Source organism: Aeromonas sp. LsrichE-8G, assembly GCF_022869435.1.
Classification (GTDB): domain Bacteria; phylum Pseudomonadota; class Gammaproteobacteria; order Enterobacterales; family Aeromonadaceae; genus Aeromonas; species Aeromonas caviae.
The window spans coordinates 1-19,761 of sequence record NZ_JALIHH010000007.1; the positions used below are offsets into that span (position 1 = coordinate 1).

Annotated in this window: 21 protein-coding genes; 4 read left to right on the forward strand and 17 right to left on the reverse strand. The window is 61.8% G+C overall.

Annotated elements, in window-relative coordinates:
• Positions 1-167: 167 nt before the first annotated feature.
• Positions 168-635 carry an Rrf2 family transcriptional regulator gene (locus tag MUW49_RS01945; protein WP_039039978.1) on the reverse strand — a complete coding sequence of 156 codons (468 nt, stop codon included), beginning with the start codon at positions 633-635 and terminating at the stop codon, positions 168-170.
• A 111-nt stretch (positions 636-746) separates the two neighbouring features.
• Here MUW49_RS01945 and hmpA point away from each other — a divergent pair, with 111 nt between their 5' ends.
• A complete protein-coding gene (gene hmpA / locus MUW49_RS01950; RefSeq protein ID WP_210538225.1) occupies positions 747-1,940 on the forward strand; it encodes an NO-inducible flavohemoprotein in 1,194 nt (397 codons plus the stop codon).
• 82 nt (positions 1,941-2,022) lie between these two features.
• On the opposite strand, the gene MUW49_RS01955 is transcribed toward hmpA, so the two are convergent.
• From MUW49_RS01955 to MUW49_RS01980, 6 genes are all read right to left on the reverse strand, one after another.
• Positions 2,023-2,613 carry a sel1 repeat family protein gene (locus tag MUW49_RS01955; RefSeq protein WP_029313773.1) on the reverse strand — a complete coding sequence of 197 codons (591 nt, stop codon included), beginning with the start codon at positions 2,611-2,613 and terminating at the stop codon, positions 2,023-2,025.
• A 396-nt stretch (positions 2,614-3,009) separates the two neighbouring features.
• Positions 3,010-3,945 carry a malate dehydrogenase gene (gene mdh, locus MUW49_RS01960; protein WP_010673076.1) on the reverse strand — a complete coding sequence of 312 codons (936 nt, stop codon included), beginning with the start codon at positions 3,943-3,945 and terminating at the stop codon, positions 3,010-3,012.
• A gap of 242 nt (positions 3,946-4,187) precedes the next feature.
• Positions 4,188-4,850, reverse strand: a complete 663-nt coding sequence (gene artM, locus MUW49_RS01965; RefSeq protein WP_039039976.1) for an arginine ABC transporter permease ArtM — start codon at positions 4,848-4,850, stop codon at positions 4,188-4,190.
• 2 nt (positions 4,851-4,852) lie between these two features.
• On the reverse strand, positions 4,853-5,503 hold the full coding sequence (gene artQ / locus MUW49_RS01970) for an arginine ABC transporter permease ArtQ (RefSeq protein ID WP_042014905.1): 651 nt from the start codon (positions 5,501-5,503) through the stop codon (positions 4,853-4,855).
• Positions 5,504-5,506: 3 nt separating this feature from the next.
• Positions 5,507-6,244 carry an arginine ABC transporter substrate-binding protein gene (locus tag MUW49_RS01975; protein WP_042882134.1) on the reverse strand — a complete coding sequence of 246 codons (738 nt, stop codon included), beginning with the start codon at positions 6,242-6,244 and terminating at the stop codon, positions 5,507-5,509.
• Between the two features lie 24 nt (positions 6,245-6,268).
• The gene (locus MUW49_RS01980) at positions 6,269-7,009 is read right to left on the reverse strand and encodes an ATP-binding cassette domain-containing protein (RefSeq protein WP_041210949.1); all 741 of its coding nucleotides are present in this window, start codon (positions 7,007-7,009) and stop codon (positions 6,269-6,271) included.
• 200 nt (positions 7,010-7,209) lie between these two features.
• Between MUW49_RS01980 and argR the strand changes: the two genes are divergently transcribed.
• Positions 7,210-7,680: a transcriptional regulator ArgR gene (gene argR / locus MUW49_RS01985; protein ID WP_005308670.1), complete on the forward strand. Its 471-nt coding sequence runs from the start codon at positions 7,210-7,212 to the stop codon at positions 7,678-7,680.
• Between the two features lie 79 nt (positions 7,681-7,759).
• On the opposite strand, the gene MUW49_RS01990 is transcribed toward argR, so the two are convergent.
• The 5 genes from MUW49_RS01990 to glnK all read right to left on the reverse strand — a co-directional run bounded on the left by MUW49_RS01990 (position 7,760) and on the right by glnK (position 13,069).
• Positions 7,760-8,665: a Dyp-type peroxidase gene (locus tag MUW49_RS01990; protein WP_039039974.1), complete on the reverse strand. Its 906-nt coding sequence runs from the start codon at positions 8,663-8,665 to the stop codon at positions 7,760-7,762.
• Positions 8,666-8,754: 89 nt separating this feature from the next.
• The gene (locus MUW49_RS01995; protein WP_244812358.1) at positions 8,755-9,789 is read right to left on the reverse strand and encodes an ABC transporter ATP-binding protein; all 1,035 of its coding nucleotides are present in this window, start codon (positions 9,787-9,789) and stop codon (positions 8,755-8,757) included.
• A gap of 40 nt (positions 9,790-9,829) precedes the next feature.
• Positions 9,830-11,455, reverse strand: a complete 1,626-nt coding sequence (locus tag MUW49_RS02000; RefSeq protein ID WP_103857974.1) for an iron ABC transporter permease — start codon at positions 11,453-11,455, stop codon at positions 9,830-9,832.
• Between the two features lie 39 nt (positions 11,456-11,494).
• On the reverse strand, positions 11,495-12,502 hold the full coding sequence (locus tag MUW49_RS02005) for a Fe(3+) ABC transporter substrate-binding protein (RefSeq protein ID WP_039039971.1): 1,008 nt from the start codon (positions 12,500-12,502) through the stop codon (positions 11,495-11,497).
• A gap of 228 nt (positions 12,503-12,730) precedes the next feature.
• Positions 12,731-13,069: a P-II family nitrogen regulator gene (gene glnK / locus MUW49_RS02010; protein WP_005332325.1), complete on the reverse strand. Its 339-nt coding sequence runs from the start codon at positions 13,067-13,069 to the stop codon at positions 12,731-12,733.
• 201 nt (positions 13,070-13,270) lie between these two features.
• Between glnK and arfB the strand changes: the two genes are divergently transcribed.
• Both arfB and MUW49_RS02020 read left to right on the forward strand, forming a co-directional pair.
• Positions 13,271-13,687, forward strand: coding sequence for an alternative ribosome rescue aminoacyl-tRNA hydrolase ArfB (gene arfB / locus MUW49_RS02015; protein WP_010673067.1), 417 nt, complete (start codon positions 13,271-13,273; stop codon positions 13,685-13,687).
• Positions 13,688-13,713: 26 nt separating this feature from the next.
• Positions 13,714-14,208 (forward strand): methylated-DNA--[protein]-cysteine S-methyltransferase, encoded by a 495-nt coding sequence (locus tag MUW49_RS02020; protein WP_103857996.1) that lies wholly within the window; start codon positions 13,714-13,716, stop codon positions 14,206-14,208.
• A 601-nt stretch (positions 14,209-14,809) separates the two neighbouring features.
• Here MUW49_RS02020 and MUW49_RS02025 read toward each other — a convergent pair.
• The 5 genes from MUW49_RS02025 to MUW49_RS02045 form a co-directional block, all read right to left on the reverse strand.
• Positions 14,810-16,006 carry a NupC/NupG family nucleoside CNT transporter gene (locus MUW49_RS02025; protein WP_041214468.1) on the reverse strand — a complete coding sequence of 399 codons (1,197 nt, stop codon included), beginning with the start codon at positions 16,004-16,006 and terminating at the stop codon, positions 14,810-14,812.
• Positions 16,007-16,188: 182 nt separating this feature from the next.
• On the reverse strand, positions 16,189-17,124 hold the full coding sequence (locus MUW49_RS02030; RefSeq protein WP_039039969.1) for a LysR family transcriptional regulator: 936 nt from the start codon (positions 17,122-17,124) through the stop codon (positions 16,189-16,191).
• A gap of 82 nt (positions 17,125-17,206) precedes the next feature.
• Positions 17,207-17,743: a glutathione peroxidase gene (locus MUW49_RS02035; protein ID WP_182721759.1), complete on the reverse strand. Its 537-nt coding sequence runs from the start codon at positions 17,741-17,743 to the stop codon at positions 17,207-17,209.
• Between the two features lie 59 nt (positions 17,744-17,802).
• On the reverse strand, positions 17,803-18,366 hold the full coding sequence (locus MUW49_RS02040; RefSeq protein WP_244812359.1) for an NnrU family protein: 564 nt from the start codon (positions 18,364-18,366) through the stop codon (positions 17,803-17,805).
• A 260-nt stretch (positions 18,367-18,626) separates the two neighbouring features.
• Positions 18,627-19,760: a glycerate kinase gene (locus MUW49_RS02045; RefSeq protein WP_244812360.1), complete on the reverse strand. Its 1,134-nt coding sequence runs from the start codon at positions 19,758-19,760 to the stop codon at positions 18,627-18,629.
• Position 19,761 lies beyond the last annotated feature (1 nt).

The following is a 19,761-nucleotide window of genomic DNA, read 5'->3' on the forward strand; positions in this document are numbered from 1 at the left end:
GGACTCAAACTTTCCGGGAGGACAGGCGTGAATGAAGTCGAGAGCTTGGTCGATACGCATAAAAAAATCCGAAACCCAACAAGGAGTTTCGGATTCTTACACAGCCTGAGGATCGGTCAATGGATCCTTAACTGATCGGCATTACTGCCGATGGCAGCCTTTTTGTTTCACTCGCTCTCGTCATCCGGCTCCAGCACCAGAGTGGGGATGAGCTCACCGAACACCTGCTGCAACTCGTCACGGTTTGCCAGCAAATCCTGCAGCGTATAGCCATCCATCACCGCGAGGAAGGCGTTCATCGCCTCCTTCAAGGCACTCTTGAGCAGACAGACGGAGACGATATGGCAGACCGGGGAGCTGCAGTCGATCCCGTCCAGATTGCCTTCCAACGCCCGGATCACTTGCCCGATATTGATCTCGTCGGGGGAGCGCGCCATGCGGATACCACCATTCTTGCCGCGTTGTGACTGCAGATAGCCCAGTTTTACCAACTGGTTCACCACCTTCACCATGTGGTTGCGGGATACGTCGTACAAGGCGGATACCTTGGCCACGCTCGACAGTTCCCCCTCCGGCAGGGTGGCCAGATAGAGCAGGGCTCTCAATCCAAAATCGGTATAGCTCGTTAGTCTCATAGTGCCTGTAGCGCCTAGCGCGAAGAATTGATGATTGATCCAGATCAATTAAACATTTAGGATGCAACTTAATAAGTGACATTCCAGATGTTCAATTAGAAAGGACCTCCTATGTTAGACCAAGCCACCATCGCCGTCATCAAGAGCACCATTCCTTTGCTCGAATCGGCGGGCCCTGACCTCACACGGCACTTTTATCAGCGCATGTTCAGCCACAATCCCGAGTTGAAGGATGTCTTCAACCTGGCTCACCAGCGTAGCGGGGGACAACCCTTGGCACTGTTCAGTGCGGTGGCGGCCTATGCCAGGAACATCGACAATCTGGGGGCCCTGGCCGGAGCCGTTGAACGCATCGCCCACAAACATACGGGTTTCCTGATCCAGCCGGAACAATATCACATTGTGGGTAGTCATCTCTTGGCCACGCTCAAAGAAATGGGTGGCAACGCTGTTACGGAGGAGGTCCTTACCGCCTGGGGCAAGGCTTACGGTGTGCTGGCCGACATCTTTATCGGCCGGGAGAGCGAGCTCTATCGGGAGAAGGCAAGCCAGGACGGTGGTTGGCAGGGAACCCGCCCTTTCATCATCAAGGAGAAGCGTCAAGAGAGTGAACTCATCACCTCTTTCGTCCTGGCACCCCTCGATGGCAACCCCGTGTTGCGTTTCAAACCGGGGCAATATCTCAGTATCAAGCTGGTTCATCCCGCCCTCGAGCATCAGGAGATCCGCCAGTACTCCCTCTCGGACACCCCCAATGGCCGCGACTACCGCATCAGCGTCAAGCGCGAACCCAGGGGTCAGGCCTCCAACCTGTTGCATGATCATCTTCACATCGGTGACACGGTCGACATCATGCCGCCGGCCGGCGACTTCTTCCTGCAAGAGGAGACAGACACGCCTGTGGTGCTGATCTCCGCCGGGGTCGGCCTCACCCCCATGCTGAGCATGCTCAACCACTTGCTGGCCGATGGCCCGGATGTGGATATTCGCTGGCTTCACGCCTGCGAACATGGCGCCCACCACGCGTTCAGGGACGAGATCCGGGCAAAGAGCAGGCAATACGGGAAACTGGAGAGCCGGATCTGGTATCGGGAGCCGGGGGAGCAGGATGTCAAAGGAGAGGATTACGACTTCAGCGGCACTCTGGCACTGGAGCAGGTCACCGACCTCATTCCGGCCGACGCCCACTACTATTTCTGCGGCCCTGTCCCGTTCATGAAGGCAGTCAAAGCTCAGCTGGAGCATGTGGGCGTGCCTGCCGGGCGGATGCACTACGAGGTCTTCGGCCCCCATCAGGCTCTCTGATCCCTCCCCTGACCGGGAAAATGCACAAGGCCCACAAGCACAGCTTCGTGGGCCTTGTCATATCAAAGCGGACTATCAGGACTCAGTGCATCGCCTTGGCACGGGCGATGGCATTGGCGGGCATCCGGTTGCCGAGCCGGCTGAGCAGGCTCGCCGCCTTCTGGTGCATGGCCTTGTCGCCGATGACGGCGCCGTGCAGCCAGTGATACGCCTCCTCGTAATCCAGGGGACTCCCCATGCCCTGCAGCAACATCTCCACCCACTCCATCTGTGCCCGCAAGAAGCCCAGGCTCGCGGCTTCCCGCATCAGGGTCTCGGCCCTCACCAGATCCTTCTGAACCAGGATCCCCTTCCAGTAATAGCGGCCAAGCTGTTCCAGCGCCGGCGCCAGCCCCTGGTTGGCGGCCTCCCACATGTACTGCACTCCGATCTGGGCGTCCGGCTTGGTGCAAACCCCCCAGGCCAGCATGTCTCCCCAGAGGAACTGATAGGCAGGGATCTTCATCACCGAGGCCCGCGCCTCGATATCCTGGGTGAGCTGGCACCTGTCCTGCTTCACCCGGGCCAGATGGCGCCCCTGCTCTATCCAGTTGAGCAGTTCGTCCTGGCGATAGAGCGGCACGGCCTGCAACTCTCCCGCAGCAGCGGATGCCTGTGTCGTCGCCCTGGGCAGCGGCGCAGCTGCCGGTGCGGACGGTACAGGTGCGGATGCGGATGGCGCCTGGGCTGGCGCAGCTGACACAGGGAGGGATGACGTGGCGACAGAAGAGGCTGGCGTCAGGGCTGGCTGGGCCGATGACGAGGCCGGTGACAAGGGTGCAAACGCCGCGGATGGCGGCGCGGCAGCAACCGCCACCGCCTGGGTGGGCGCGGCGGCCAAGGTGGGCTCCGCCCCCTGCAAGGGGAAGCTGCACACACCGATAATGGCGATGAGGGTTCTTGGTTTTATCATAGGGATCTCCTGCTGCCTTCTGTTATCGGCAGCCAGGGCCATCTCCTTAGCCCGCCACACCCAGCCCCGAAAATGACAAAGGGGAGCCTGGGCTCCCCTTGCGGTCGACGTAGCGACTTACTTGACGAAGTCGACGCCCAGCTGGATGTCGGCCTTCAGGGTGGCCAGCATGCTGTCCATCGCTTCCTGCTCGAAGGCGCTCAGCTTGCCGTAGTCCAGCACGGTTTCGACACCGTTCTTGCCGAGCAGCACCGGCTGCGCGAAGAAGGTGGCGTGCTCACCGTTGCCTTCCACATAGGCACACTCGATGACGTTGGCTTCCCCTTGCAGACCCTTGATGAGCGACAGACCGAAACGGCAGGCTGCCTGACCCATGGAGAGAGTGGCGGAACCGCCACCGGCCTTGGCTTCCACCACTTCGGTACCGGCATTCTGAATGCGCTTGGTCATGGCAGCCACTTCCTCAGCGGTGAAGCTGGCGCCTTCAACCTGGGAGAGCAGCGGCAGAATGGTCACGCCACTGTGGCCGCCGATGACGTTGACACGTACCTTGTCAACGTTCAGGCCCTTGGCTTCGGCCACGAAGGTCTCGCCACGGATCACATCCAGGGTGGTCACGCCGAACAGGCGACGCTTGTCATAGACACCGGCTTTCTTCAGCACTTCGGCGGCGATGGCGACCGTGGTGTTGACCGGGTTGGTGATGATGCCGATCAGTGCTTTCGGGCAGGAAGCAGCACACTTTTCCACCAGATTCTTGACGATACCTGCGTTGATGTTGAACAGGTCGGAACGGTCCATGCCGGGCTTGCGCGCCACGCCGGCAGAGATCAGCACGACATCGGCGCCGACCAGAGCCGGGCTCGGATCTTCACCGCAGAAACCTTTTACTTTCACGTCAGTCGGGATATGGCTCAGGTCCGCCGCCACGCCCGGAGTGACCGGGGCAATGTCATACAGGCTCAGTTCGGAACCGGCAGGCAGGCGGTTTTTCAACAGCAGAGCGAGGGCTTGGCCGATGCCACCGGCGGCACCCAGAACGGCAACTTTCATGATCAACTCCATGTCTAAGCGTAGGTTTAAGGTTGTTTCTAGTTGGGTTAATGCTGATTCTTATTGTGCGCCTCACCTTAAAGGATCCCCTCCTAAAAAACAATCTGATAACAGTTGTAATCACGGGTTCTGTGAGCCAGGGAACAAGCGGCGATGAAAGCGGAGAGGAATATGCGATAAATGGGAGGAAAGACACAGATTTCCTGTGCTCCCCTCACCATTAAGAGGTAAATGTGACTGCTTCAGGACTGGAAAGCCAGTGCCCGACGCTCACACCAGCGGAAACCAATTGTTAACAATCCATTCATGGTCAGATAGAGCGCTCCGGCCACGGTGAACACCGCCAGGGTGTCATAGGTCTGGGCGTTGAGACGCTGGGCCAGCCCCATGATGTCCATGATGGTGATGGTGCTCGCGAGCGAACTCCCCTTGAGCACCAGGATCACCTCGTTGGAATAGGCGGGGACCAGCCGACGGGCGGCATGGCGGGTCTTCATCCACAGGGTCTGTCCGGCCGAGAAGCCGAGCGCACGGCAGGCCTCCACTTCACCGGCGGGGATGGCGTCGAGCGCCCCCTTGAACAGCCGGGTGGAGTAGGCTGCGGTATTGAAACCGAGCGCCAGCACGGCGCAGAACCAGGGTTGCTTGAGCAGCGGCCAGAGCGGCCCCGCCTTGAGCCATTCAAACTGGCCAGGCCCGTAGTAGATGAGGAAGATCTGGATGAGCAGCGGCGTACCGGTAAAGACCAGTACCCAGAGCTGCACCAACTGGGTCGCCACCGGAATGCGACGCTCCAGCACCCAGGTCATGCCGGCCGCCATCAGCACGCCCAGCAACAAGCTGAACACGGTGAGCTGCAAGGTGATCGCCAGCCCTCCCAGCAGGGTCATCAGGTAATCCTGCATGGTCAGCCTCCGTAACGGCGGGTATAGCGGGACGCCTGCTTCAAGCCGAATTCACTCACCAGACTGATGGCCAGATAGATGAGGGCGGCAGCGGCGTACCAGGTGAAGGGTTGATAGGTGCTGGCCGAAGCCATCTGTGCCTGACGCATCATCTCGTTCACCCCGATGAGAGAGACCAGGGCGGTGTCTTTCAGCAGCACCAGCCACTGGTTGCCGAGCCCGGGCAGGGCGTGACGCCAGGCCTGGGGCAGCACGATGCGAAAGAAGGTGTGCCCCTTGCCCAGGCCGAGCGCCTGCGCCGCCAGCCGCTGCCCAGGGGGCACCGCATTGAGGGCGGCACGCAGGGTCTGGGTGGCGTAGCTCGCAAACAGCAGGGAGAGCGCCAGCACACCGCAGGCGAACGGGCTGAACTCCACATACTCCCCGGTGATGAGGAACAGCACCTGGGTCGAGCCGAAGTAGATGAAGAGCACCACCAACAACTCGGGCAGACCACGGATCAAGGTGGTCAGGGTGGCCACGGGCCACACCAACGCACGCTGCTTGCTCAACTCAGCCGCACTGAATGCCAGTGCCAGCACCATGCCACCGACCAGGGATGCCAGGGCCAGCCCGAGGGTCATCCAGGCTGCATCCAACAACAGGCTCAACATGGCTTACTGCGCGAAGTACTTGTCATAGATCTTCTGATAGGTGCCGTTGGCCCTGATCTCGGCCAGCCCCTTGTTCAGCTGGGTCAGCAGTTCCTGGTTGCCCTTGGCCACGGCGATGCCAAAACCGGTACCGAAGTACTTGGCGTCGGTCACCGGGGTACCCACCACGGCGTATTCCTTGTGCTGCTTGAGCCAGTCGGCGGCCACCGCCGTATCGGCAAACACGCCGTCAGTGCGGCCATTCATCATGTCGAGGAAGGCGCTCTGGTAGCTGGCGTAGGGCACGGTCAGCAGACCCTTGCTCACCCAGTTGTCCACCAGATAGGACTGGTGGGAGGTGCCGTTCTGCACGCCGACTGTCTTGTCCACCAGATCGTCCGGCCCCTTGAAGGTCTCTTTCTTGGCGACGAACACCGCGGAGTTCTCGTAATAGATGTCGGAGAAGTCGACCTGGGCGGCCCGCTCCGGCGTCACGTCCATGGCGGCGATGACGGCATCATAGCGACGGAACTTGAGGCTGGGGATCAGGCTGTCGAAGGCCTGGTTGTGGAAGCTGCACTCCAGCTTGGCCTGCTCGCAGACCGCGCGGGCCAGATCGATGTCAAACCCCTGGAACTCGTTCTTGTCATCCAGGTATTCGAACGGCGCATAGGTTGCCTCGGTGGCGAACTTGATCTCTTTGGCCAGCACAGAAGTGCTCAGCAGACCCATGGCGGCGATCAGCAACAGACTCTTTTTCATGACAGCTTCCTTATCGACTCAATATCAATGCATCAAGAATTCGGCAAACCGGCTGGTTTGCGGGGACTGGAAGATGGCGGCGGTGCCGGATTCGATGATCCGCCCCTTCTCCAGATAGATCACCTGACTGGCCACCTTGCGGGCGAACTCCACCTCGTGGGTCACCACCACCTGGGTGATGCCGGTCTGGCTCAGGGTGCGGATGATCTCCGCCACCTCTTTGGTAATTTCGGGATCCAGGGCAGCCGTCGGTTCGTCAAACAGCAGCACCTGGGGATCCATCATCAGGGTCCGGGCAATGGCGACCCGCTGCTGCTGGCCACCGGAAAGCCGTGCGGGCCAGGCGTCCCGTTTGTCGGCCAGTTGCAGCTGGGCCAGCAGATAGGCCCCTTTCTCGATGGCCGCGTCGCGGCTCATGCCGAGCACCTTGACGGGCGCTTCAATCAGATTCTCCATCACGGTGAGGTGCGGCCACAGATTGTACTGCTGGAACACCATGCCCACCTTGCGGCGCAGCGCCTGTGCCTGACGGTTGAATTCGGCAGTAGAGAGGCTGGACGGGAAAGAAAATTCACAGTCTGCGATGCGCAACACACCGGCATCCGGCGTGTCCAGCAAGTTCATCATGCGCAGCAGAGAGCTCTTGCCTGCCCCGCTCGGGCCCAGCAATACCAAGGTCTCGCCGGGAGCAGTCCGAAAGCTCACCTGCTGCAGTACCGGCACCTTGTGCCAGGATTTTTCGATGCCGATTAATTCGATACCCATACAGCCCAATTGAATAAGTTTTCAAAATTTCGTCCTGATTCTAGCGCCAGCATAAGTTGATGCAAGCTATATTTGAATCAATATGCAGAACAAGCGCCGCTTCCTTGCCAAAACAGGCATATGAATGCAAAATAGCAGCGCTGTTCGTATCTGCCGCCTGAGCGTGACAGGCGGTCACTCCCCTCATTCGTGAGTCCAAGATGAAACATAACGACAAGCAAGAAAAACTGGCCAAGGCCTTTAAAGCCTTGCTGAAAGAGGAGCGTTTCGGCTCCCAGGCAGAGATAGTGACTGCCCTGCAAGAGATGGGCTTCGAGAACATCAACCAATCCAAGGTCTCGCGCATGCTGAGCCGCTTCGGCGCCGTTCGCACCCGCAATGCCAAGATGGAGATGGTCTACTGTCTGCCGGTGGAGCTGGGCGTGCCCACCACCTCCAGCCCCCTCAAGAACCTAGTGCTGGATGTCGACCACAACGGCGCTCTGGTGGTGATCCACACCAGCCCCGGCGCAGCTCAGCTGATCGCCCGCCTGCTTGACTCCCTCGGCAAGGCCGAAGGGATCCTCGGCACCATCGCCGGTGATGACACCATCTTCATCACCCCGACCAGCGATACCGACATCGAGGAGCTCTACCTCTCCGCCCTCGAGCTGTTCGAGCAGACGCCCTGATCCGGTCGCCTTGGGCGATCCGCACAAAAATCCCGGCCTTGGCCGGGATTTTTTGTTTTGAGCGATCGGCAGGCCGGGCTTATTTGCCCTCGGCCACCAGAAAATCGACGGAAGGGGCGAAGAAGGCCGCGCCGGTCACCGCCCGGGTGAAGCGCAGCAGGTGATCGAAGTGGCTGCCTTCCCCTTTGTACATGCTGGCCAGCATGGCGTTGAAGTGCAGCGGTGTGCGGCAGCAGGAGATGAAGTAGAGCCCCTGCTCGCTCATGGTGCCCCAGGGCATGCTCTGGCGCAGGATCTCCATGGACTCCCCCTTCGGGGTCTTGAGGTTGACCCGCTTGATGTGGGAAGTGAGCGGCTTGTCGGCGGACTCGTATTCGATGTTGTCGACTTTGGTGCGGCCTATGATGTCTTCCTGCTCCTTCAGGGCCAGCTTCTCCCAGTCGCTCATGGCGTGGACCCAGCGCTGCACGTGGATGTAGGAGCCACCGGCGAACTCGCCGCCGTCCAGCAACGCCACCACGGCGCGGTGCTCATCCTGCGGGTTCTCGGTGCCGTCGACGAAACCGGTCAGATCCCGGCAATCCTGGTTGCGAAAACCGCGGACTTCCTCGGCCAATTCAACAAGCCCGGCCAGCAGGGCCATGACGCGATGACCGGCATGATGCAGCACGTCCACCCGATCAGCACGCAACTGCACGAACAGATCGAACGGGGTATTGGGGGCCTCCTGACCGTTGGCGGATTGCGCCATGAAACCGCGGAACTGGGGCGGCCGGGCGGCAGGATAGAGATCATCCCAGGCGTCGGCCCCGACGGCGACCAGACCGCTGAAGGCAGCATCGGGGAAGTCGGCGCTCACCGCCTCCCAGAGTGCTGGCAGGCTGGCAAGGCGGGAGGTCAGGGCAGCGGCGTCACCGGTGCGATTGAACATCAGATAGAGGGCGTGCAGATTCGGCTCTGCGCAGATCCCGGCTTGGGCTTTCATGTCTCTCTCCAAGTGCGTTGGCTATGGGCGTGGCGCGATTATAAACCAGCGCGCTTCCAGTTCATTGATTTCATGACAATACCACGCACTCAGGGCAAGGGGTCAAACAACACCAGGGCATGAGGCGCCACGGTCAGCCGCGCGCGCTCCCCTTCCAGGGGCTCACCGATGCTGGCTTCCAGTTGCTGGCCGCCACACTCCACCAGTACCCGGCAGTGATGGCCCAGGAACTGTTGCTCACGCACCCGGAGCTCACCGTCATCCGCCGCCGTCAGCGCCAACTGCTGGGGTCTGAGCATGAGCTGCAGCCGCTCCCCCACCGCGCGGCCATGGGGCTCCTGACCGCAGATGGTTCCAAGGAGGGTCTGCACGCAGTGGCTGTCCACCACCTCGGCCGCCAGATAGTTGACCCCGCCGAGAAACTCCGCCACGAAGCGGTTCCCGGGGCGGCGATAGAGCTGCTCCGGCTCCCCCACCTGCTCGATGCGACCGGCGCGAAACAGGGCCAGCCGATCGGCGAAGGCGAAGGCCTCTTCCTTGCTGTGGCTGACGAAGATGGCGCCAATGCCCTGCTGTTTGAGCAGGGTGCGGATCTCGAGGATCAGCTTCATCCGCACCTGGGTGTCGATGTTGGAGAAGGGCTCGTCCAGCAGCATCAGGCGCGGCTTGCACACCAGGGCGCGGGCGATGGCCACCCGCTGCTGCTGGCCGCCGGAGAGCTGGTGGGGATAGCGCTCCCCCAACCCCTGCAGGTTGACCAGCGCCAGCGCCTCTTCCACCTGCTGCTGGCGGCTGCCGCGATCTTGCCCGGTCAGGCCGAAGCCGACGTTCTCGGCCACCGTCAGGTGAGGAAAGAGAGCGTAATCCTGGAAGATCATGCCGATATGGCGGGCCTCCGGCGGCACACTCACGCCGGGGGCATCGAGCAGGGTCTCTCCCAGCCGGATCTCCCCCTGGGCCAGGGGCAGCAGACCGGCCACCGCTTTGAGCAGCGTGGTCTTGCCACAGCCGCTGGCCCCCAGCAGACAGACGATCTCGTTGTCGGCCACCTGCAGGGAGAGCTGCTCCAGCACGGGGCGGCCATTGTAGTGACAGCTGACCTTCTCGATATTCAGGCAGGACAAGGTTCTTTTCCTCTCGCGTAGTGATGCCGGACGGGGCCGCTCAATGGCCTGGACCATCCAGGGTACGGTTTATCCACAGCAGGGGAATCAGCCCCACCAGCACGATGACGATGGCACCGAGCGCCCCCCGCTCCAGCATCTCGTCCGAGACGAACTGATAGACGTGGGTCGCCAGGGTTTCGAAGTTGAACGGCCGCAGCAGCAGGGCGGCGGGCAGCTCCTTCATGGATTCGATGAACACCAGCATGGCGCCGGCAAAGAGGCCGCGGCGTACCAGCGGCAGGTGAATGCGACGCAGCATGCCGCCCGCCCCCTGCCCCAGAGAGCGGGCCGCCATGTCGAGGCTGGGGGAGATCTTGCTCATGCTGCTCTCCACCGACCCGATGGCGATGGCGACGAAGCGCACCAGATAGCCGAACACGATGGCGGTGAGGGTGCCGGTCAGGAGCAGACCGGGGCCCGGCATCCCGAGCCACTCGGCCAGATCGTTGATGCCAAAATCAAGGGCCGTGAGCGGCACCAGCACGCCGATGGCCAGCACGGTCCCCGGCATGGCATAGCCCATGGCGGCAAGGCGCAGGGGCAGCAGGCTGCGAGTCCCCCCATCGAGGCGACGGAAGAAGCCGAGCAGCAGGGCAATGGCCATGGCCAGCAGGGCGGTCAGGGCCGAGATGGCGAGGCTGTTGCCCGCAAAGCGCACGAATTCGGGCGTCCACGACAGCGCGAAGTAACGCACCCCGTAATCGAGCAGGATGACGAACGGCAGGGCAAACCCCGCCAGCACCAGGCCCCAGCACCAGAGCCCGGCCAGCACGCCCCTCAGGCCCCCGAGGGGGTAACGCAGGGGCTGCTCGAAGCCCATCGACTTCTGGAACACCTGCTGGCGCTGGCGGGAGCGGCGCTCCAGCGCGATGAGCAGCACCACCGCCAGCAGCATCAGACAGGAGAGCTTGGCGGCGGTCGCCAGGCTGCCGTAGCCGAGCCAGGTGTCGTAGATGGCGGTGGTCAGGGTGTTGATGGCAAAGAAGTGGACGGTGGCAAAGTCCGCCAGAGTTTCCATCGCGACCAGAGATGCCCCCACCATGATGGCCGGGCGGGCCAGGGGGAGGCTCAGGCGGCGAAAGCTCTGCCAGGGGGTGCAGCCGAGCAGACGGCTGGAGTGAATGAGGCTGACCGACTGCTCCAGGAAGGAGGCCCGTGCCAGCAGATAGACATAGGGGAAGAGCACCAGCGCCAGCACCCAGGCGGCGCCCCCGAGGGAGCGAATGGCCGGGAACCAGTAGTCGGTCGGTCCCTGCCAGCCAAACAGGGCACGCAGCCCCGCCTGCAGCGGGCCCGAGTAGTCGAGCAGGTCGGTATAGACGTAGGCAACGATATAGGAGGGCATCGCCATGGGCAGCATCAGCGCCCATTGCAGGGCGCGGCGCCCCGGCACCTCGCACATGGCCACCAGCCAGGCGGTGGGCACTCCGAACAGCAGGCTGAAGCAGACCACCCCCAGCACCAGGCCGGACGTGTTTCGCAGATAGTCGGGCAGTACGGTATCGGCGAGGTGGGCAAACAGTTCCCCATCAGCCGAGAAGGCGGAGAAGACCAGGGCGAGTACCGGCAAACCCAGCAGCAGGGCGGTGGCCCAGCTGCCGGCAATCCATCCAAAATGTTTCATGAGTCCACAGAAGTTGATGGGGCCGTTGGCCCCATCTGATTACAAGTCGAATTTCACTTCATCCAGCAGTTGCAAGGCGTCCTTGCGGTGCTTGGCATAATCGCTGACCGGCATGGGGTCAGACTTGAACGTGCCCCAGGACTTGACCATGGCAGAAGGCTCGACCCCCGCCTTGACCGGGTACTCGGCATTCACATCCGCATACATGTGCTGGGCGGTATCCCCGGAGAGGAACTCCATCAGCTTCTGTGCTGCGTCCTTGTTCTTGGCATACTTGGTCATGGCCACGCCGCTCACGTTGACGTGGGCACCGCGATCACCCTGGTTCGGGAAGTTGATTTCCACCGCGTCGGCCCAGGACTTCTGCGCCGGGTCCTTCAACATGGCACCCAGGTAGTAGCTGTTGCCCAGGGAGACATCACAGATGCCGTCCTTGATCGCCTTGACCTGATCACGGTCGTTGCCCTGGGGCTTGCGCGCCAGGTTGGCCTTGACCCCTTCCAGCCAGGTCTTGGTGTCCGCCATGCCGTGATGGGCAATCATGGACGAAACCAGCGCCACATTGTACTCGTGCTTGCCGCTACGGGTACAAATTTTTCCTTTGAATTCAGGCTTGACCAGATCTTCGTAGCGGATGGTGTCGAGCTTGCCAAGACGCTCCTTGCTGGAGTAGATGGCACGCACCCGGGTGGTCAGGGCGAACCAGCGGTTGTCCGGATCGCGATAGATGGAGGGGATGTTCTCCTGCAGCGTCTTGCTGTCCACCGGCTGCACCAGGTCCTTGTCCACCAGCTCGGTCAGACGGCTGATGTCCACGGTCAGCATCAGATCGGCCGGAGAGAGCTTGCCTTCCCGTTCCAGACGCTCGTTCAGCCCCTCTTTGGCAAACACCACATTGACCTTGATCCCGGTCTCCTTCTCGAACTGCTGGATGATGGGCTTGATCAGCTCATCCTGACGGTTCGAATAGACGTTTACCTCCTGGGCGGCGAACGCCGACTGGGCGACAAGCGTGGAGAAAGCCAGTGCCAACATCTTCATTTTCATCATCCGTTCCTTGTCTGCGTAAAGAGTGATAACCATTTTCGTTTGCATTCTGCATGAATCGGGAGGAGAGGATCAAGGCGGTTTGCAGGGTTGGAACGATCTATTTAATCAGCGGCCAAACAAAAAGACCGGATGGAATCCCATCCGGTCTTTCGACGACCACCCCTTCACACTGTCGGCAGAACCTGCCCGGACCTTTGCCCGACCCGGCCGGGCAAAGGAGCGTACTCAGAGCGCCTCGTCGTCGCTCTCACCAGTACGAATACGCACCGCTTGCAGCAGGTCATAGACGAAAATCTTGCCGTCACCGATCTTGCCGGTATAGGCCGCCTTGCAGATGGCCTCGATCACCCCTTCGACGTTCTCGTCTGCGGTAGCGATCTCCAGCTTCACCTTCGGCAGAAAGTCGACCTGGTACTCGGCTCCCCGGTATAATTCGGTGTGCCCCTTCTGGCGACCAAAACCCTTCACTTCGGAGACGGTCAGGCCTTCCACCCCCAGGTTGGCGATGGCCTCGCGCACGTCGTCCAACTTGAAAGGTTTGATAATCGCAGTAATCAGCTTCATCTGGTTGCTCCCAATCCATGGTATGTCACGAATGGGTCATCAATTCTTGTGCCAAGTATTTTTATCGTTTATTTTCATATAGATAGACATGACACTCTGAGCCAGAAAGGCTCAGGATCACCAAGGAAGCGCATCTCGCCCCATAATGAGGCACCAAGCTGCACCAGACTCCCTTGATGCACCAAATGAGAGCATCACCCCATGTTAGTCATCTCCAACAGCGTGATCATCCCCTGGCATGAACTGCAATTCCAGACCATGCGGGCCCAGGGCAATGGCGGCCAGCACGTCAACAAGACCGACTCCGCCGTCTGGCTGCGCTTCGATTATCGCGACTCCCCCAGCCTGCCGCCGCTCTACAAGGAGGGACTGGAGCGGCTCAGCGACAGCCGGGTTCACGACGGCTTCATCCAGATCAGGGTCGAGACCCATCGCAGCCAGGACATGAATCGCAAGGAGGCCATGAGCCGCCTGACCGAGCTGCTGAAAAAAGCCGCGTGGCGCCCCAAGGCCCGCCACGCCACCAAGCCGACCCGCAGCTCCCAACGCAAGCGGGTCGATGCCAAGAAACGCAAGGGAGAGATCAAATCCACCCGCGGCAAGCCCGTGCTGGAGTGACCTGCCACAACCCCGAGGACAAGAGAATGCAGTACAGCTTTTGTGAATGTGCCAAGGGGCCCCTGCTCATCGCCATCGATGGGGCCGGGCTGCGCCACGTGGAATTCATGCAAGGGGAGCGCCCCGTCCTGCCGCAACCGGAGTGGCAGCGGGATGATGCCGCCCTGGCCCCCTTCGTCGAGCAGTTTTCCGCCTACTTTGCCGGCCGCCTGCGGCGCTTCGATCTCCCCCTGGCCGCCACGGGCACACCATTCCAGCAGGCCGTGTGGCAGGCGTTGTGCGACATTCCCTACGGCGAGACCGTCAGCTACCTCCAGATTGCAGAGGCCATCGGCAACCCCAGGGCCGTGCGGGCAGTAGGCGCCGCCAACGGCCGCAATCCCCTCAGCATCATAGTGCCCTGCCACAGGGTCATAGGGCGCAGCGGTGAACTGACCGGCTACGGGGGAGGTATCCCCATCAAGCGCTGGTTGCTGGCACTGGAGCAGGAGACCGCAGACCACTTCGCGCTGACCCCATGAAAGGGCGCGCCTCCTGTCAAATGCGGGTTGCGGGTGCAGGCACCACAGACCGCAGGCCACTCGCGCGGATCCTCTGACGAGCGGCATCTCCATCACATACGAGTTGCTGGTCCCAACAGCAGACCGCGTCGCACTGCTCATGACGGACAGCATCCCCATCACATGCTGGTTGTTTGCCATCTGGCAGTATGGTTGCGTGATGCGTTGAGCCGGCACCGGGATAATCTGCCGCCGGATCCGCCCCATGGCAGGAGCATGCCCACCGCCCCGATTCATCTTTCCTTTGAGCTGCACAACAAAATAAATCACTGATTATTTATTTTATTTCAGCATCAATCATTTGAAAAATCACATTACGGCAGCATTTTGAAAATGAACACAGTATGAAGAATCGCCTCAGAAGCGCTTCAGAGAGCATCAGGCATCATGGCTTCACACTTGGATGGGACGGCTCATCCCTCATTCAGGTGGCACCCATGTGACGCTTCCAATCTGTCTTTTCCCCGCGCCTCCCCAGAGGCGCTTTTTTTTGCCTGCAAGCGGGTGCAAAAAAGCCCGCCGAAGCGGGCAATGACCGGAAGGTGCTGACTTCCAGGGTCTATCAGAGGGCGAGGAACAAGCCTGCCAGGGAGGCGCTCATCAGGTTTGCCAGCACCCCCGCCAGGATGGCGCGCATGCCGTAGCGGGCGATGAAGGACTTGCGCTCCGGCACCATGGCCCCCAGGCCGCCGATGAGGATCGCCATGGAAGAGATATTGGCGAAACCGCACAGGGCGAAGGTGACGATGGCCTTGCTCGACTCGTTCAGGGTCTGATCCTGCACCAGGGCGATGAAGGCGACGAACTCGTTGATGACGATCTTGGTGCCGATCAGGGCACCAGCCGCCTGGGCCTGATCCCAGGGAACGCCAATGAGCCAGGAAACGGGGGCAAACAGCCAGCCCAGGATGATCTGGAAGCTCAGCTCCAGCCCCACCAGGTCGCCGGCCCAGCCCAGCAGGCCGTTGAGCAGGGCGATCACGCCGACGAAGGCCAGCAGGGTCGCCCCCACGGCGACGGCGATGTTGAGACCCGCCATGGCACCATCGGCGGCCGCTTCAATGACGTTGGTGGCGCGGGGGATCTCCACGTCTTCGTGGTGATCTTCCTCTTGCGCGGCGGGCGGCACCAGGATCTTGGCCATGGCAAGCCCGGCAGGGGCGGACATGAAGGCCGCCGCAATCAGGTATTTCAGCTCGACCCCGATGCTGGCGTAGCCCACCAGGGTGCCGCCAGCTACCGAGGCCAGTCCGCAGCTCATCACCGCAAAGAACTGGGAATCGGACATCCTGGAGAGATAGGGTTTGACCACCAGCGGCGCTTCCACCATGCCGACAAAGATGTTGGCGGTGGCAGAGAGGCTCTCGGCGCGGCCGGTGCCCAGCAATTTCTGCAGGCCGCCGCCGAGCAGGGCGATCACTTTGGGCATCAGGCCGATGTGATAGAGGATGGCGATCAGCGCGGAGAAGAAGATGATCACCGGCAGCACGTTGAAGGCGAAGATGAAGCCCAGCTTGAACTTGGCCAGATCCCCGAACAGGAAGGCAATCCCCTCCTGGCCGTAGCCGATGACGCTGCTGACGCTCTCGCTGACACCGTTCAATACCTGCTGACCGGCGGGCAGCCAGAGCACCAGGGCGGCGAAGAGCACTTGCAGGCAGAGGGCAAAGCCCACTGTTCGCAACGGGATACGACGACGATTATCAGAGCAGAGTGCGGCCAGGGCCAGGATGCTCAGGATACCAAGCAGGGCAATCATGGGGATTCCATCCAGTGAGGCTGAAGATGGGCGCGGATTCTGCTCCCATCCCCTCACCGCCGCAACCCTGCCGGGTTACAACCCTGTTAGCAAAAACGTTTGCACGATATCGGTTGCGCCAACTGACTGATTTGACACAACTTTGAAACCGCACTCACGCCAGTGTTCTTGTATGGAAACGATTATTCCTCGGTGCCGGACAATTTCCCCCCGAGCCAGGGGGCGAGTCGCTGCGCCCAGTAGGGCCCGGGTCCGAAGCTCTCCTTGAGGAAGTCGATGAACAGCCGGATCTTGGGATCCAGATGCTCTCGCCTGGCATAGACGGCGTGCACCGCCATCTTCTGGTTCGGTTGCCACTGGGGCAGCAGAGGGATGAGCTGACCAGATTGCAGCTCCTTGTCCAGCAGGTAGTTGGCCACGTAGGCGATGCCGAGCCCGGCCAGGGCGGCGTCCCGCACCGCTTCAGCCAGATCCACCCGATAGTTGCCCGCCACCTGCACCGTCTGGCGCTCCTTGCCCTGGCGAAATGACCACTCGTGGTAGCGCCGCTCCCGGCTCTGGTAGGTGATGCAATTGTGATGGGCCAGATCCCTGGGGTGCAGTGGCGTGCCGTGACTCAGCAGATAATCCGGCGAGGCCACCAGCACGAAGCCGATGTCTGCCAGTCGCTGCCCTACCAGGGACTCGGGTTTGTCCTCGTAGGTGGTGATCCAGAGATCCAGCCCCTCATCCACCAGATTGGTGCGGTGATCGAACAGGGACACCTCCAGCTCCAGATCCGGATAACGTGCCTGAAACGCCTTGAGGCGCGGGATCACGTGCAACCGCCCGAAGGATTGACCAACCCCCAGATGGAGCACACCGCTCACCTTGCCACGGCGCTCCGCCACCATGGATTCCGCCTCCAGCGCCACCGCCACCAGAGCGCGGCAGTGGCGGGCATACTCCAGACCCAGTTCGGTGAGCCCGAAACGGCGGGTAGTGCGCTGTACCAGCTGGGCGCCGAGCGCGGTTTCCAGCAGGGCGAGCTGCTTGCTGATGTGGGATTTGGAGACCCCGAGGCGGCGCGCAGCCGCCGAGATGCCCTGTTCACGAACCAGGGCATCGAAGATCACCATTTGGGGAAGACGTTGCAGCACGGTGTCACCGGAGTGGATGGCGGGGCCGCATTATTCCAGAGTGGCCCGCCATGGGGTAGGGTCAGTGCCCCAGGGCATCGATGATCTGCTGTTTGAGAGGATCATCCGACGGATTCTGGTTGGCGCCATAGCTCGCAATCAGCTTGCCGTCCCGCCCGACCAGGTACTTGTGGAAGTTCCAGTTGGGCGCATCACCGTCGGCAGCAGCGGCCAGCCCCTTGAACAGCGGCACCGCATCCGAACCCCGCACCGCCACCCAGTTGAACATGGGGAAGGTCACCCCGTAGTCCCGGCGGCACACCTCGGCGGTCTTGTTCTCGTTGCCCGCCTCCTGCCAGAAATCGTTGGAGGGGAAGCCCAGCACCATCAGTCCCTTCTCCTTGTAGCCCTGATAGAGGGCTTCCAGATCCCGGAACTGACCGCTGTAACCGCAGTAGGAGGCGGTGTTGACCACCAGCACCACCTTGCCCTCGGTCAACTGACAGAGGTTGTGGCGCTGGGTGCTGTTGAGCTCCCGCATCTCCACGTTGAAGTAATCGGGGCAGGCGGCAGAGACCGCGCCCGAGCCGAGCATCAGCAGCAGGGTGAACCATTTCATCGACGTGACTCCCATTGTTTTGTCCATCATACGCAAGACCCCGGAATCTGGTTCAGGGATCAGTGCAGGGGGATCCCGGTCAGCCAGCCGTGTCCCCAGAAGATAAGCAGAGCCGTGAGGGCCAGCCCCGCCCCCAGACTGATCCCCGTCCCCTGCCAGGTGGCGGCGGCACGGGGGTGACGACCCCACTCCCGCATCGAAATCCAGACGATGCTGATGAGAGCCCAGAGACCGAGCCCGCCAAACAGCACCAGAGAACGCGCCTCGCTGTTCACCACCAGATGGGCCCCCGACCAGAGCAGCACCCCGAGCAGCTGGGGGTGCACCAGCCAACGACGGAAATGGTTCGCCCCCTGCCCCGCACACAGCAGGACAAGGGCGATCGGCATGATCCCCATCACCAGGGTGGGCCCCCAGACAGGCAGAAAATAGAGGGGCATGGGACTGGCACTGCGCCAGCCTGCGAGGATGCAACCGATGGCGACGAACACCAGCAGCGAGAAGAGCCCCTTGTAGCGGTTCTCCCCCAGCCGCTCCCGCAGACGGGCGCGGTGCTGTGCCGCGAAACAGGGGTAAAGATGAGTCAGGGTGAACAACACCACCCCCAGGGTCAGCAGGATCATGGCTCGCACCTCGCATATTGCCCCCCGGAATGGGAAGCCCTCCCTCAGGCGGGCCTTGTTTCTCGTGGCTCCCTCACTGTCGGGAGATCACTATGCCGCAAAGCCCCTTCTCAGAATACAAAAACCATATGAAAGACAGCAGGATAATAAAAAAGCCGACCCAAGGATCGGCAAGTGCGTCAGAGGTGCCACGCCGGGCCGCTCACTCTGCTGCACGGGGCAGGGTCAGGCCGATGCACCGCATCGGCCAGGAGAGAGGGTCATTTGCGCAGCAGGTAGAGAGCCGCCACGTTGCGGGCCGTGAGCTGCAGGTTGGTGGTGGCGGTGGCCAGCGCCTCCGGCAGGGACATGGCCCGATTGACCACGGCGAACACCGCATCGAGCCCATGCTCATGCACCACGCCGCAGTCATCGGTGAGGCATCCGGCGATGCCGATCACCGGCTTGCCGAACTGCTTGGCGCAGCGAGCCACCCCGATGGGCGTCTTGCCATGGATGGTCTGGCTGTCGATGCGGCCCTCGCCGGTGATGACCAGATCCGCATCGGCCACCGCCTCGGCCAGGTTCAGCGCCTCGATGACGATCCGGATGCCGGGTTTGAGCTCGGCGCCGAGCAGCCCCACCAGGGCTGCCCCCATGCCGCCTGCGGCCCCCGTTCCCGGGATCTCCTTCACCTGCTTGCCAAGCGCCTGCTCGATGCAGTCCGCGTAACGGGCCAGATTGGCATCCAGCTCGGCCACTATCTCGGGAGTTGCCCCCTTCTGCGGACCGAACACGGCGGACGCCCCTTTCGGGCCGCACAGCGGATTGTCCACGTCGCAGGCCACCTCGATGTGGAGCCCGCTCAGACGTGGATCCAGCCCGCTCAGGTCGATGGTGGCCAGCTCGGCAAGACCGGCACCGCCCGGCGCGATGGGGGTACCATCTGCTTTCAGGAGCTTGCCGCCGAGTGCCTGGATCATGCCGGCACCGCCGTCATTGGTGGCGCTGCCGCCGATGCCGAGGATGAGGTGGTTCACCCCCATCTCCAGCGCGGCCAGGATCAGCTCCCCGGTGCCGGCACTGGAGGTGAGCCGCGGATTGCGCAGCTCTGGCGCCACCAGATGGAGGCCGGAGGCCGCCGCCATCTCGATGACGGCCCGCTTGCCATCCCCCAGCAGGCCCACGAAGCCCTGCACCCTGTTGCCGAGGGGGGCGGTCACCTCGACCGGCAGGATGCGACCACCGGTGGCATCCACCAGAGACTGCACCGTCCCCTCGCCGCCATCGGCCATGGGCAGCTTGACGTAGGTGGCATCCGGCAGCACCTGCTTGAAACCGGCCTCGATGGCATCGGCCACCGCCATGGCGCTCAGGCTCTCCTTGAATGAATCGGGGGCGATCACAATTTTCATA